Raw genomic sequence first — 13,398 nt, 5'->3', positions numbered from 1 at the left:
ACATTCCGGCAGAAGCGGTATGCTGGTGCAGCAGTGGGAAGCAGTTTACTTCTCCTGGCATGCTTCTCGAGTTTGAAAGCTTCGAGTGGTCAGAACGCTATGATGCTATAAACCAAAATTTGGCTATACACATTGCTTCAATTAAAGAGCCTTTCGAAATAATGCAAATCAAGGTTGCAAACTTAGAAATCTTGGCATCAAAGCGTAAAATTGTACGAAAAAAAACCTAACAAACTGTTCAAGAGGATGTTCGCAATACGTGGTATTTTTACTATGCGTTGAGTTTAGTGTTTCAAGTAGTTTGCGACGGCGACGGCTTCGGCATTGCGTTGCTCACCTCTTAACAGGGCGTTATATTTTTGATAAGCGTAGAGGAATGAAATGACTATAACATATATACAAGCTGCTGTGGCTGCTTTTGCATTGGTTAGTGCAACCGCTGCGGCTACATGGAATATAAGGAATGATAGGCTAGAGGAGCTTAACTCGATAGTGAACTCCTACGAGGCAGCGAAATCTTGGAAAGTTCCTGAAACAATTGCAAAATTAGATGAATCTGTTGAATACCTCAATAGCGAGTTAGGCCTCATAGTAGAAAATCAGCAGTATAAAGAAGAAATTGATGAGTTAATGATCCAGATTTCTGAGCTTTCCGAGACTGTTTCTATGAAAAATAGTCAAATATCAGCGCTTGAAGACAAGGTTGCTGAGCAAGAGCAATTCTTTAAAGAGTTTTTTTCCGATACAGAAGAATTTGTTTTAGAAAATAATACCTCTATTGGTTTTTTTGGCGCTGAAATTGTCGTTGCCCTAAATGATGCTTATGAAACTTTAGGTTACGCGGATGTTACGATTAACAATAGCAAACATCGGATTGAAGTGGGGAGTATTATCCCTGTCACTAATGCTAATAAAACCTGTGATCTAATATTTAAAGAATTTGTGGGATACAATAGTATTAAACTGAGCATTCTATGCCAAGAGATATAACAATCGGCTGCTGTTGGACATTCCTGCGCTAGTGCTCCGGCACGTCGCAAAGCCAGAGCGTTATATTAGAATCATATAAAAGACCGCATTTAGCCGATACCAGAATTTAAGTTATGGGTGTTATGTAGCGTGTAGTATGTTGTAGTAGTATACAACATACTACATTGGTTGAAAGGTGATCATTCCTTCAGCAGTGAGTAGGGAAAATTTAGCTGCTAAAGTTTCCTCTGCCTTTCTGGTGTGAACTCAGTGGAACGCATACTCAATGCTGTCCTCACTCTCGTGGCAGATCTAATGCTAGTCATACTTTTTAAGTGCACATGTTCTTGAAATATTGCGGTTGTAAAAAGCGCCCCTCAAGTGTCAATGAAATTGCAGTGACTAAATCTTTTGTATAAGAAAACTCGCTCAAGCCATTTTCTAATTCTTGATGAAAATGGTCTTTTTGTTTCTTAAATAAGATGCTTTAATAAAGTATAGGTAAACTTTTAACTTGGTGTTTAGCTATACTTTTAAAAATAATAATAAAGTGTTGAAAGTTTTTTAAAGATAACGTAAATATTTAAAGCGAAGCCTTTAATTGCGTTATCTGGAGATGGTTATGACAACCGAAGAGCAGTTGCTAGAACGCTATGGTCCTTTGCTATCTTTAACCGATTTATCGGAATTGTTGAAGCGCAGTCCCGATGGGCTACGAATATCGTTGCAAAGCCAGTCAGAGTTTTCCGTGAAATGGAACGCCGCCAAGAGGAAGGTTGGAAGACGTGTCTATTTTCGTGCAACTGATGTTGCTGGACTGATTGACGAGGCTTGAGGGGCAGGGCCGTGGACGATACTGCAATCATTCGACGCCGAGTGCGATCAAACTTCACTACGCTCAACAATGAGTTGATTCGAGATCAGCGAATCTCATGGAAAGCCTTGGGAATTTTGGTATTTGTGCTCTCTCTGCCGGATAACTGGAAGCTCAGGTTATCGCATCTTTCGAAAGAGAAGGAGGTCGGTTCTGGTCGAGATGCTACGAGAGCGGGGCTAAGGGAACTAGAGCAGGCGGGATATCTGTGCATTCAACGAGAGCGTGGTGAATGCGGAAAGTTCGTACGCACCTCATGGTTAGTCACTGACCGGCCAGGTGACTTTGACGTTGATCCACCAGGTTCGGATTTTCCGAATACGGTCGACCCGTCTTCGGGAAAATCGTAAGAGGAGGATCCGATGCTACTAAATAAAGAAGCTAGTAAATAATGAGCTTAGTAAATACCTATTTCAATAAATATATGATCGGCATTCGCCGTGTTTCTACTCCAAGAAGGAAAAGGCCAGTTACATCAAATGCCCCATGGTGAGCTAATGAGATTGAGTAGCTGGTTCGCTCGGTAGCTGTGTTGACACTTGAGGGGCAGCACTTCGGGTTCATTGACATTTGAGGGGCATTGCGGAAACCGCGTGGAAATCTGTGTATTTCAATGTGGAAAGCGCAAGGACACCGCTATGGGTAATTCACTGTTAGATCGCTGTTTTACCGCTTCTGGAGTGCTGCATTATCGCCGCAAGTATCGACTTCATCAGAGTTCGGGGCTGTTTTTCACGAATGCACAGGAAAAAACAGATCCGTGCAACGAAATGCAGAGAAATAGCGATGCTTTGCACATGGCGTACCTACAAAAATCAACGCTGAAGTGCGGGCAGGATGTGTGAAGTAGTCCCACCCCGCAAGCGTGGTGTTCCTCTTCACTGGTCCTTATTCGCACCTGCGGTGCTCAACGGAAATCCTGCTCTGCAAAGCATGGCATCTGAGATAGGAGCTGGCATGAGTGAGAAGCAAAGAGTGACACGGAAGAACAGCACTCCGCTCAAGGTGTACTGCCTTCCGGAAGAGAGAGAACTGATTGAGTCCAACGCCAGGCAGGCAGGGCTAAGCGTTGCTTGTTATCTGCGGGAAGTGGGGCAGGGCTATCAGGTCAGTGGCGTTATGGACTACGAGTATGTCCGCGAGCTGGTTCGTGTAAATGGTGACTTGGGGCGTTTAGGGGGCTTGCTCAAGCTCTGGCTGACAGATGACGTGAGAACGGCTCACTTCGGGGCGGCTACCATCCTAAGCCTGCTCGGAAGGATCGAAGCCACTCAGGAGGAAATGAGTCAGGTGTTGAAATCCGTGGTGCAGCCAAGGGCCAGGTCGTGATTTTTTTAGCTGCTAAAATGTGGGGCTGGCACTCATGATCGCCAAACACGTCCCCATGCGCTCCCTGGGCAAGTCAGACTTTGCTGGTCTGGTGAATTACATCACCGACGAGCAAAGCAAGGAGCACCGTCTTGGCGCGGTACGGCTGACCAACTGCGTGGCGTATTCGGTCCAGGATGCCGTCAGCGAGGTACTAGCGACCCAGTTCGGTAATACCCGAGCGAAGAGCGACAAGACCTATCACTTGATTGTCAGCTTCCGGGCTGGGGAACAGGTTGAGGCCGATATCCTGGTGGCCATCGAGGACCGTATTTGCAAGGGGCTGGGCTTTGGAGAGCATCAGCGCATTAGCGCCGTTCACAACGATACCGACAACCTGCACATCCATATCGCCGTCAACAAGATCCACCCCACGCGCAACATCATCCACGAACCCTACTACCCACACCAGACCCTGGCCGAGTTATGCGAGGTCATGGAACGGGATTACGGGTTGCAGCAGGACAACCACATGCCGCGCCGACGCGGAGCCGAGGCCCGAGCGGCCGACATGGAGCGTCATGCCGGTATTGAAAGTCTGATCGGCTGGATCAAGCGCGAGTGCCTGGAGGACATTAAAGCCGCGCAGTCTTGGTACGGACTGCACCAGGTCATGCGTGACAACGGCTTGGAACTCCGGGCGCGGGGGAATGGGCTGGTTATCGTGGCGGGTGATCACGCAGTGGTCAAGGCGAGCACCTTGGGGCGGGAATTCTCCAAACCGAAGCTGGAGGCCCGTTTCGGCCCGTTCGAGCATGACCAGGCGCAACAGGCCAAACCCCGCCGCCAGTACCGCAAAGACCCGGTACGGCTGCGCGTGAACACTACCGAGCTTTACGCCCGCTTCAAATCAGAACTGCAGAGCGCGGCGGCCAACAAGACGGCGGCCCTGGAAAAAGTCAGGCGGCAAAAAGACCGCCGGATTGAGAACGCCAAGAAGAAGGGCAAGGCCCGGCGGGCGGCCATCAAGCTCACCAGCGGCAGGCTGACCAAGAAGGTGCTGTATGCGCAGGCCAGCAGCGCCCTGAAAGCCGATATTGACGCGATCCAGAAGCAGTACCGAGAGGAACGCCAGACGATCCATGAAGCCTACGGGCGCCGCTCCTGGGCCGACTGGCTCAAACGGGAAGCCTTGCAGGGCGATACCGGGGCCCTGGCCGCGTTGCGAGCCAGAGAGGCCGCCCAGGGCCTCAAGGGCAACACCTTGAAGGGTGAGGGACAGGCGAAGCCCGGCCATGCGCCGGTGATCGACAACATCACCAAGAAGGGCACCATCATTTACCGGGCCGGAGCCAGCGCCGTGCGCGACGATGGCGACCGGCTACAGGTGTCCAGGGAGTCCGACCAGGCAGGCATCCAGAACGCGCTAAGGATGGCGATGGAACGCTACGGCGAGCGCATCACCGTGAACGGTTCGCCGGAGTTCAAAGCGCGGGTGATCAAGGCGGCAGCGGATGGACAGTTGCCTATCCGGTTTGCGGACGCCGGGCTGGAACGTCGCCGCCAAGCCCTGGCGAACGGCGAGAACACCGCCCCGGCCAAGACCCGAAGCAAACGGGCGGGAGTGCCGCCCATCGGTCAGCCGCCACCCCCGGTGCGCCGGAGCCGGCTGCAATCGCTGTCCCAGGCCGATGTGCTTCACCTTGAGGGACAAGCGGGCAAGACTCCGACACCGCCCCCATGGGGGCCGAGCGAGCAAGAGCGCCGCAAAGCCAAGTTACGGGCAGAGATGGACGCCAAGAAGGCAAAAAGACAGCAAAAGGGACGTTCAATATAGTGCTTTCCCTTTGGAAGGCGGCAACAAACAGTAGATGCGATTAACCCTTGGGAAACCTAACCGTTCCCCAGGACAATGACACCGATGTTCAACAACCATTGGCCGCGCGTTCTGAAGGTGTCGCGCAGGTCGGACGCCGGGATAGTAAGTGACGAGCTATCCCTGTAGAGGTCCACACTTCACCGCTGGGTTCTCCGGCAGGGGTAGTGGCTCGCAATCTTCATGAGCGAGCCGCTACAGGTTGGTGAGTGCAACTTAGTCACAATGAAGCTAAGAGCACTCAATCATGAGAAGAGAAAGAATTTTAGCGGCTAAAATTCCTGTCGCGGTCATGTCCTTGGCGTTAACCGCGTCCATGCCTGCCCAAGCGGGTATCCCTGTCGTCGACGGCACCAACCTTCAGCAAAACGTTATGACGGCTATGGAGTCCGTCTCACAGACTCTCAAGCAGATCGAGCAGTACCAGATGCAGTTGCAGCAGTATGAAAACCAGTTGCAAAACACCATGGCTCCAGCGGCCTATATCTGGGACAGGGCACAATCCACGATTAATGATCTGATCCAAGCCACCAATACGCTTCAGCATTACCAGAACCAGCTCGGCAGCCTCGATGCCTACCTGGGCAAGTTCCAGGACGTAGCGTATTACCGGAGTTCCCCCTGCTTCAATGGCGGCGGTTGCACGGATGCCGAACGTGCAGCGATGGATGAAAACCGTCGCCTGGCGTCTGAATCGCAAAAAGCGGCCAACGATGCGCTCTTCCGAGGGCTGGATCAGCAGCAGGATAACTTGGCGTCTGATGCTCGACAGCTTGAACGTCTGCAATTCGCTGCTCAGGGCGCGGATGGCCAACTTGCCGCCATTGGTTACGCCAACCAGCTCGCCAGTAACCAGGCCAACCAACTTCTGCAAATCCGCAGCTTGCTGATTGCTCAGCAGAACGCTGAAGCCGCCCGTCTTGCCGCCGAACTGGATGCTAACGCCAGAGGGGAAGCGCGGGAACGGCAGATGCGTACCTGGAATTACCAACCTAGCGCAGCAGATCGCTATTAAGGAGGCTGCGATGAAGAAGATCATCCCACTTGTGGCAGCTGTTGCCTTGGTAGGTTGTGAGCAGGAAACGGTACCAGAGGCGAGTGCGATCACGTGCGCGCCAGTTGCGTTTCAGAAGACCATCAACGAGCTGAGCCGGGAATCGAACCGAAAAGCCTTTACTGAAGCCTGCCGGTCGTTTGAGAGGGCCCAGCGCATGCGGGAATGGGAGTTCGAACCCAGCTCCCCCGACAGATATTGAGGGAGGGCGTCGCATGAAACGATTCGGTTTTGGTGGTTTGGGCGTGATGGCCGTCCTCATGCTGTCCGATACCGCAATGGCTCAGGAGCTATCCAGCAGCAACATCATGGATGATGTGTTGGACCGCTTTCATTCCGCGGCATCAACGTGGGGGCCTGCGATCGAAGCGGCTGCCAGCCGGTTGTTCTGGACCCTGGTAGTGATCTCGATGGTCTGGACGTTCGGCATGATGGCGCTGCGCAAGGCTGACATTGGCGAGTTCTTTGCCGAGCTTGTTCGCTTCACCATCTTCACTGGCTTTTTCTGGTGGTTGCTGACCAACGCGACTCAGGGCATGAACATCGCGGGTACCATCGTGCAGTCATTGCAAACCCTTGGGGCACAAGCCGGTGGCCTTTCCAACAGTAACCTGGGGCCTTCCAGCATCCTCGATATCGGCTTTGAACTGTACGACCAGACGGTGAAGGCTACGTCAGAGTTGAGCTGGAAACAGTTTGCCACTGCGTTGGTGATGGAAGGTATGGCCTTGGCCGTATTGCTGGTATTGGCGATTATCTCCGTCAACCTGCTCCTGCTGCTAGCCGCCAGTTGGATACTGCTTTATGCGGGAGTGTTTTTCTTGGGATTCGGTGGTTCTCGCTGGACCTCAGATATGGCGATCAACTATTACAAGGCCATTCTCGGCATAGCGGCTCAGTTGATGGCAATGGTGCTCCTGGTCGCCATCGGTAGGGAGTTCATTACCCACTACTACTCGCAGATGAGCGAGAACATGGCGTCCCAGGAGTTGGTCGTGATGCTGGTCGTTTCTGTGATCCTGCTATTTCTGGTTAACAAGATTCCACCGATGATTTCCGGCCTGGTGTCGGGTGGCAGCGTGGGAGCAATGGGCATCGGGTCATTCGGTGCCGGTGCTGCGGTAGGAGCAGCCATGACAGCGGCAGGTATGGCGCTCACGGCGGGCAAGATGGCTGGGAGCGCGATGTTGGGCGGTGCGGCGAATGCAGTAGGTGGCGGGTCAGCCATCAAGGCTGCCTTCGAGAAGGCCCAGTACAATATGTCAGGGTCAGATATGCCGAGCTTTGGCACTGGAGGTGACAGTAGCGGTGGTGGGAGTGACAGCAGCTCCACCGGAGATGAAGCTGGCACCGGTGACACCCCATTTGCGCAGGCGGCCGGTTTCGCTGGTTCTGGCTCCCGATCTGGTGGCGGTAACGGATTCAAGCGAGCAGCATCCTTGGGAGCGGGTACGGCTGGCGAGCTAGCTAAAGGAGTTGGGTCGAAGATGGCTGGGAAGTTCCAGAGCAAGGTTGATCAAACCGCTGGTGGCCGCATGGCGTCCTCTATCCGCGCGAGCATGGAGTCGGAAGGGGGTAGTGAGGTCGCAGAAGCGTATGATTCTGTTCCATCGTTCGACAGCGACAGCGACAGCTTGGGCGGTAGTGAAAGTCAGCAGGACCGTAACGACGAGATCGCTCGCTTTGTGAACCGTGGCCAGCAGGACACCTAAGGAGGCCCCACGATGAAACAACGCCATTTTATGGTAGCCCTGGATATGCTCGACGAAGGGCAGGAGGCCCACACAGAAGCCGCTTTTGTACCTGCTGTCGAGCTATCGGTCGAGGGGGAGAGGAACTTCGGGGCAGAGATTGCCGCTTTCGTGAACCGTCCGGCCCACTCGGGCCGCGAGGGGGCACCACGCAGCACGCATACTAGCAACGATGTAGGAACTGGAACCGGAAAAACCCCGTTTTCAGAGGCGGCGGGATTTTCTGATACGGGCTTCTGACATTATGGGAGCCATTGACCAGCGATAGCTCAGGCGGCCAATGGCCGCCTTTCCGTTAGGAGGAGCGCATGGACGAACAGATATGCCGACAACGGCGAAAAGAGCTGGAAACCAAAACCGACGAGCAGGCCGGCGAGACGCACCCAGAAAGCGGGGAGCCGGTGGTTCGGTGGCTGACTCCCGAGGAGATCGACGAATTGCGGCGGGATATGAAAGAAGCATCTGCTTGGGCGCGAGCTGAGCTGAAGCGGCGTAGAGCATATAGATAAGTTGGTCATAGAAGCCAGCACGCACAGACCCCAGCCCTGTCAGCCTTTTAGTTCTGATCTGTGTTGTGGCAGCCGCTAGCGTGCATAGTTGTCAAATGCATTCATGCTAAAATCTATAACTAACTGACCGAAAAGGGAACTTTTGAGGGTATGCTGGTCTACAACGCCACCAAGCAGCAGTTAATCGACGATGTACGAGCCAACGTCATCACCGAGGCCATCGAGAACGAGGTGGCACGCAGGCTGAACCGCAATTCGCCGCGCAGTGAGGTGACGTCGTGGGAGAACTCCCTACGCTTCATGATGAGCATTCTGCTCGACGAGGGCATTCCCGCATCGGCGGGAGTGGCCATCGAGTACAACATTCCGCTGACTAATTGCCGTGTGGATTTCATCCTGACCGGTAAGAACCACCAGCGAGACGATGCGGCGGTCATCGCGGAGCTGAAACAGTGGCAGTCCGTCGGGGTGACGAAGAAGGGGCCATCGTCAGTTCCCAGCCCAGCGTCAACGTTTTCTCCATGAGGAAGGAGGCCTTGAGCCTAAGCGCCGACGCTAGATTGATCTCAGTCGCCTGCTGTAAGGGAGTCCCAGCGCTCGACACTGCCTGCTGAGACTTGAATTTCTATCAAGCGGATCCTCACGCGCTCAGCTACCTTGCTAACGATTTCCGGCGTTGGGGGCATGCTCCAGAAAAGGGCCTGATTGAGAAAATCCTCCCATCCAAAGAACAGGGTAACTGCGATACCGAAATGCTGTGCCCAGCCTGTCACTTCTTGTTGATCGATTGCCGGCTGTTCTCTACTCGACATTACAATCGCAGCTTCTTTAGCCTCCATACTCAAACAGTTTCTTCCGAAAATCTGTATATCAGCCAAGGACACAGGCTTGTCCTTGACCTCAAAAGCCTTTTCTACTTGAGATAGACTCGAATCGGAGTAGACACAAACGTCACCAGGACGGTTTTTACTAGGGTCATTTATACTAGCACTTAGGACTAACTCGGGCGCTGCATATACGTCTAGAACTCCGGCAGTAACTGCTTGCGCGCGCTTTCCGCCCTCAGAATTTTTAGAGACAAATAACTGGATCGCCGCTAGCAACTCAGCTTGGTTGACAGTAGATTCGTAAACGCCTGTGTAGTCAGGAATGTAAGCCCTCCTGACTGTGATATATGCTCTAAGAGCAGCAGCGGCTTCTTCAGCACTGTAACTTGATAAAGTTTCCACTAAATCAATTAGATAGCGGTATACTTCCTTCCCGTTAGAGTGAATCGGAGTGTCATCACCCAAGCGCCCCATTCGGAAATAAGGTTGATTATTCAAAGGCTCTCGCCCAGTGGCGCCGATGCTAAAGCCAAATTCCGCAGAGACTGGTACAAGAACAGCATGTGCTAAGGGACGTAATGAAATTGCTTTCGGGTTGCCTCGATTTTTTTCGTGTTGAGGCTTGAAAGCAAAAAGGTCAACCTCTGGATTAAGAGACTTTGCAAGCAAGCAAGCTCCAAGAAAAGCAATGTGGGTAACAGGAGCCCCAGCAGCGCATAATTCCGATAAATGCTCGACGTGAGCCAACCAGTCCTTGTCTGAATTTTCCGGGGAAGCCGCCGCTGCCTGCTCTCTAAGGAATTGAGTGGCATGAATTGTATTGATACGGATAGCCATTATTGCTCCAACTTGGTCACTTGACCTATTCGCAAAAGGTCGCCGGGGCTACATTCCAGGGCTAGACAAAGCTTCTCAACTGTGCTCAGTCGTGTGTTGTAGGCGGGTCTGCTCGCTAAGGACTGCAAAGTCGACACCGACAATCCTGTGCGCGTCGAGAGTAGGTCGTAAGTAAGCCGTTCCCCTGTCCGTTTTCGATACGCGTCCATGGCTTCTCTGAGTTCAATTTGAATCATTGCTAAATTTGTATTGACAATACAGGTTTTGTGGGTAGAATATGCGGTATCATGTACGCTACCACCTTTCCATTCAGATGATCTAACCAAAGAGCATATCATGCTTACTGCTATCAGTTTATTCTCTGGCATAGGCGGTCTGGACTTTGGGTTCGAGGCTGCGGGCTTCCAAACCAAAGTAGCCCTAGAACTAGACGGCACCGCGTGTCAAACCATGCGCCTCAATCGTCCTGAATGGAACGTGATTGAGGACGATGTCAACCATATTTCCTCGGCTTACCTCCTTGAGCGGGCTGGGCTCAGCACTGGCGAGCCAGATGTATTAATTGGAGGCCCGCCTTGCCAACCCTTCTCGAAGTCTTCCTACTGGGTTAGCGGAGACTCACTTCGACTGGATGACCCTAGAGCCGATACTCTCACCGGCTACTTACGTGTCCTGCGAGACACGCTTCCTAAAGCGTTTCTTCTAGAAAATGTCTCTGGTCTAGCGTTCAAAAACAAAGATGAAGGCCTTCGTCTACTCATAGAGGGTATTGAGAAAATCAATAGAGAGACCGGCACCAACTATCGGGTAACATGGAAAAGCCTTAAGTGTGCCAATTATGGAGTTCCCCAAACACGTGAACGTGTATTTATGGTTGGGGCTCGGGAAGGTCAATCTTTCAATTTCCCTTCAGAAACACACTGTTCTGCTAACGATTTGAGCGAAGACCTGTTTAGCGACAAACTTCCGCACAACACGGCTTGGGACGCCATTGGAGGATTAGCAGAACCTTCTCCTAATGAAAAAGGATTGTCCGTTGGTGGTAAATGGGGGGGGCTTTTGCCTTCAATACCAGAGGGTAAGAACTATCTATGGCACACCAATAGAGGTGGCGGTTATCCACTGTTCGGATGGCGTACTCGCTACTGGAGCTTCATGCTCAAGCTAGCTAAAGCACTACCATCTTGGACAATACAAGCGCAGCCTGGGGCTTCTATAGGACCTTTCCATTGGAACAATCGAAGGCTTACATTCGAGGAGATGGCTCGCCTTCAAACATTCCCCTCAGACATTCGAGTTGAGTGTGGACGAACGGAAATGCAGAGGATGGTCGGCAATGCAGTTCCTTCCCTTATGGCTGAAATTCTAGCTAGAGAAATTCGCACTCAAATACTCAGAAAACCTCTTGACGGCTCGCTTCAGCTAATGCCTAAAAAGAAGATTTCTACTCCAGAGCCAGAGCCAACAGCACCCCTTGCGAGCCAATATAAAGCTTTGATTGGTGAGCATGATGACCACCCCGGGACTGGCCGTGGCAAGAAAGCAATCACCCGAGCAAGAGCATCAACCACTTTGACAATTTGAATATTAGCAAAAAACCTGCGGCCGTTTTTTATTAGATGCGGCCGCGAACTCTTCCCGTGGGTCTACCCATAACTTTATATAAGAGTTTGTTGACTAAATGCGTTCTCTCCATGGATGCTAAATCGACTGGTGGTTGGTTCCATATCCAGTAAAGTAAATTCCGAATACGAATTACGGCTCCTTTGATGGTTTATGATTTTTCATCAAATCGCCGTTAAAGGCTGTATTTGAGTGCGAAATTAAACTTGTTCTGGCAACAGATCCCGCATGGCGCCGTCGTGACAACAGCCTGGTTCGCTGCGCATGATGTCATTCCTGATCGGGCTCGCAAGTTGGCCAACAGCGGTTGGCTGAAGCGCGTGGGGCATGGTGCCTACTGTCGTACGGGGGGGGCCCTCACCTGGGAGAGCGGAGTCTTTGCCCTGCAGGCGCTCGGTGAGCAGGGCAAGTCACTGATCTGGCCGTGCGGCCAGACTGCACTGGCACTGCATGGCTTTGCCCACTATCTGCCCATGGGGAAGCGCACAACGCACCTGTATGGTAAGGAGGTCGCTCGGTTGCCCCGGTGGTTGAATGACGCCGAGTGGGCAGGGCGGATGCTGCTCCACTCTGAAAAGGGCCTGCCAGCGCAGCTTCCCGGCAGCTTCACGGACTACGCGCCGGATGGCAGGGCCTTCAGCTTGCAGGTATCGACCCCCGAGCGAGCGGTCCTGGAGTGGATCGCCGTGACGCCGAATGAGCTGCTGTTCAGCAGTGAGCTGGTGGACACCTTCGGCGGGCTCAATACGCTGAGTCCGCGCCGGTTACAGGCATTGCTGGAGGGGTGCCGTTCGGTGAGAACCAAGCGGGCTGGTACTGGCTCGCCACGCCGGGCATGCCTGGTACGCTCGCCTTGAACCAAGCCGACTGGACCTCGGCAAAGGCAAGCGGCAGCTCTGCCAGGGCGGCAAGCTGGACAGGGAATATCACGTTACGGTGCCGGAGGCGTTCCTGCATGCCGATTGAAGCTCGTTACCACGAATAGGTCAGGTTGCTGGTCTCGCTGCTGCCATTCCTCAATGACGAGCCGTGCTTCGCCCTCAAGGGTGGCACGGCCATCAACCTCTTCGTGCAGCCATTACCTCGCTTATCGGTCGATATCGACCTGGCCTACCTGCCGCTGGAGCCTCGTGACGAGGCCCTGCGACGCTGTCGCGAGGCGCTGCAGCGACTGGTAGGGACCTTCAGCGCCCGACTGTCAGGCGTGCGGGCCAAGCTTCAGGATTCGCCGAGATGAGCTGAGGATCCTGGTACGCCGAGGGCGTAGCCAGGTGAAGGTCGAAGTATCGCCGGTACTGCGTGGCACCCTGCACCCGCCCCAGGAGCGCGATGTCTTTGAAGCCGTGGAGGACGATTACGGCTTCGCGGCGGTGCAGGTGGTGTCACTGCCGGATCTGTATGGCGGCAAGATCTGCGCAGCGCTGGACCGCCAGCACCCCCGGGACCTCTTCGATGTGAAGCTGCTTCTGAACTAGGGCGGCCGGCCCGAATCGAAGCGTATTTAAGGCTTCCTGGTCTATCTGCTGGGGCATCCCAGGCCCTTGAACGAAGTGATCAACCCACGGCTGAAAGCGTTGGATGGCGTCTACCGACAGGAGTTTGTCGGGATGGCCAGGGCCGATATCCCATTGCAGCAGTTGGAGGACGCTCGGCACAAACTCCTGACGCGGCTGGGCCAACTGACCACCGATGAAGATATGGACTTGGACAAGTCCAGCCAGACGACTGTTCTGCAGCGATAGCTGAAATTGGCACGGTCCGTTCGGTTGC

The 13,398-nt window shown here is 53.2% G+C and carries 19 protein-coding genes; 17 read left to right on the top strand and 2 right to left on the bottom strand.

Features of this window, described 5'->3' with window-relative positions; all coding sequences use genetic code 11:
* The first annotated feature begins 381 nt into the window (after positions 1–381).
* The 11 genes from ACGLWX_RS04810 (at position 382) to ACGLWX_RS04760 (ending at position 8,866) form a co-directional block, all read left to right on the top strand.
* Complete coding sequence (locus ACGLWX_RS04810) at positions 382–990, top strand: hypothetical protein (protein WP_396237781.1); 609 nt, start codon at positions 382–384, stop codon at positions 988–990.
* 601 nt (positions 991–1,591) lie between these two features.
* Positions 1,592–1,804 carry a DNA-binding protein gene (locus tag ACGLWX_RS04805; protein WP_263584784.1) on the top strand — a complete coding sequence of 71 codons (213 nt, stop codon included), beginning with the start codon at positions 1,592–1,594 and terminating at the stop codon, positions 1,802–1,804.
* Between the two features lie 677 nt (positions 1,805–2,481).
* Positions 2,482–2,688 (top strand): hypothetical protein, encoded by a 207-nt coding sequence (locus tag ACGLWX_RS04800; protein ID WP_175069030.1) that lies wholly within the window; start codon positions 2,482–2,484, stop codon positions 2,686–2,688.
* A gap of 112 nt (positions 2,689–2,800) precedes the next feature.
* Positions 2,801–3,172, top strand: coding sequence for a conjugal transfer transcriptional regulator TraJ (gene traJ / locus ACGLWX_RS04795; RefSeq protein WP_175069029.1), 372 nt, complete (start codon positions 2,801–2,803; stop codon positions 3,170–3,172).
* Positions 3,173–3,206: 34 nt separating this feature from the next.
* The gene (traI, locus tag ACGLWX_RS04790; protein ID WP_396237779.1) at positions 3,207–4,988 is read left to right on the top strand and encodes a TraI/MobA(P) family conjugative relaxase; all 1,782 of its coding nucleotides are present in this window, start codon (positions 3,207–3,209) and stop codon (positions 4,986–4,988) included.
* Positions 4,989–5,274: 286 nt separating this feature from the next.
* Positions 5,275–6,042, top strand: a complete 768-nt coding sequence (gene trbJ / locus ACGLWX_RS04785) for a P-type conjugative transfer protein TrbJ (protein ID WP_396237777.1) — start codon at positions 5,275–5,277, stop codon at positions 6,040–6,042.
* A 10-nt stretch (positions 6,043–6,052) separates the two neighbouring features.
* A complete protein-coding gene (gene trbK / locus ACGLWX_RS04780) occupies positions 6,053–6,283 on the top strand; it encodes an entry exclusion lipoprotein TrbK (protein WP_396237775.1) in 231 nt (76 codons plus the stop codon).
* 13 nt (positions 6,284–6,296) lie between these two features.
* On the top strand, positions 6,297–7,793 hold the full coding sequence (trbL, locus tag ACGLWX_RS04775; protein ID WP_396237773.1) for a P-type conjugative transfer protein TrbL: 1,497 nt from the start codon (positions 6,297–6,299) through the stop codon (positions 7,791–7,793).
* Positions 7,794–7,805: 12 nt separating this feature from the next.
* The gene (locus ACGLWX_RS04770) at positions 7,806–8,072 is read left to right on the top strand and encodes a hypothetical protein (RefSeq protein ID WP_396237771.1); all 267 of its coding nucleotides are present in this window, start codon (positions 7,806–7,808) and stop codon (positions 8,070–8,072) included.
* A 68-nt stretch (positions 8,073–8,140) separates the two neighbouring features.
* Entirely contained in the window at positions 8,141–8,341 is a 201-nt protein-coding gene (locus ACGLWX_RS04765; protein ID WP_396237769.1) for a hypothetical protein, read from the top strand.
* A 150-nt stretch (positions 8,342–8,491) separates the two neighbouring features.
* The gene (locus tag ACGLWX_RS04760) at positions 8,492–8,866 is read left to right on the top strand and encodes a hypothetical protein (RefSeq protein WP_396237768.1); all 375 of its coding nucleotides are present in this window, start codon (positions 8,492–8,494) and stop codon (positions 8,864–8,866) included.
* 41 nt (positions 8,867–8,907) lie between these two features.
* Here the strand turns inward: ACGLWX_RS04760 and ACGLWX_RS04755 are convergent, their stop codons facing one another.
* Complete coding sequence (locus tag ACGLWX_RS04755) at positions 8,908–10,005, bottom strand: restriction endonuclease, SacI family (RefSeq protein WP_396237766.1); 1,098 nt, start codon at positions 10,003–10,005, stop codon at positions 8,908–8,910.
* Positions 10,005–10,214: a helix-turn-helix domain-containing protein gene (locus ACGLWX_RS04750; RefSeq protein WP_396238178.1), complete on the bottom strand. Its 210-nt coding sequence runs from the start codon at positions 10,212–10,214 to the stop codon at positions 10,005–10,007. Before ACGLWX_RS04750 ends, ACGLWX_RS04755 begins: the two co-directional genes overlap by 1 nt.
* A 127-nt stretch (positions 10,215–10,341) precedes the next feature.
* Here ACGLWX_RS04750 and ACGLWX_RS04745 point away from each other — a divergent pair, with 127 nt between their 5' ends.
* The 6 genes from ACGLWX_RS04745 (at position 10,342) to ACGLWX_RS04720 (ending at position 13,370) form a co-directional block, all read left to right on the top strand.
* Positions 10,342–11,589, top strand: a complete 1,248-nt coding sequence (locus ACGLWX_RS04745; RefSeq protein ID WP_396237764.1) for a DNA cytosine methyltransferase — start codon at positions 10,342–10,344, stop codon at positions 11,587–11,589.
* Between the two features lie 245 nt (positions 11,590–11,834).
* Entirely contained in the window at positions 11,835–12,485 is a 651-nt protein-coding gene (locus ACGLWX_RS04740; protein WP_396237762.1) for a type IV toxin-antitoxin system AbiEi family antitoxin domain-containing protein, read from the top strand.
* The gene (locus ACGLWX_RS04735) at positions 12,439–12,594 is read left to right on the top strand and encodes a type IV toxin-antitoxin system AbiEi family antitoxin domain-containing protein (RefSeq protein ID WP_396238176.1); all 156 of its coding nucleotides are present in this window, start codon (positions 12,439–12,441) and stop codon (positions 12,592–12,594) included. The genes ACGLWX_RS04740 and ACGLWX_RS04735 overlap by 47 nt, the downstream gene beginning before the upstream one ends.
* Positions 12,595–12,619: 25 nt before the next feature.
* Positions 12,620–12,865, top strand: coding sequence for a nucleotidyl transferase AbiEii/AbiGii toxin family protein (locus tag ACGLWX_RS04730; RefSeq protein ID WP_396237760.1), 246 nt, complete (start codon positions 12,620–12,622; stop codon positions 12,863–12,865).
* 34 nt (positions 12,866–12,899) lie between these two features.
* On the top strand, positions 12,900–13,103 hold the full coding sequence (locus ACGLWX_RS04725; protein WP_396237758.1) for a nucleotidyl transferase AbiEii/AbiGii toxin family protein: 204 nt from the start codon (positions 12,900–12,902) through the stop codon (positions 13,101–13,103).
* A gap of 66 nt (positions 13,104–13,169) precedes the next feature.
* Positions 13,170–13,370 (top strand): hypothetical protein, encoded by a 201-nt coding sequence (locus ACGLWX_RS04720; RefSeq protein WP_396237756.1) that lies wholly within the window; start codon positions 13,170–13,172, stop codon positions 13,368–13,370.
* Positions 13,371–13,398 lie beyond the last annotated feature (28 nt).

Origin of the sequence: Halomonas sp. HMF6819, from assembly GCF_044335525.1 — a bacterium.
GTDB lineage: Bacteria > Pseudomonadota > Gammaproteobacteria > Pseudomonadales > Halomonadaceae > Vreelandella.
Note: the sequence above shows the minus strand (reverse complement) of the source record. Positions and strands in the feature narration are given on the sequence as shown.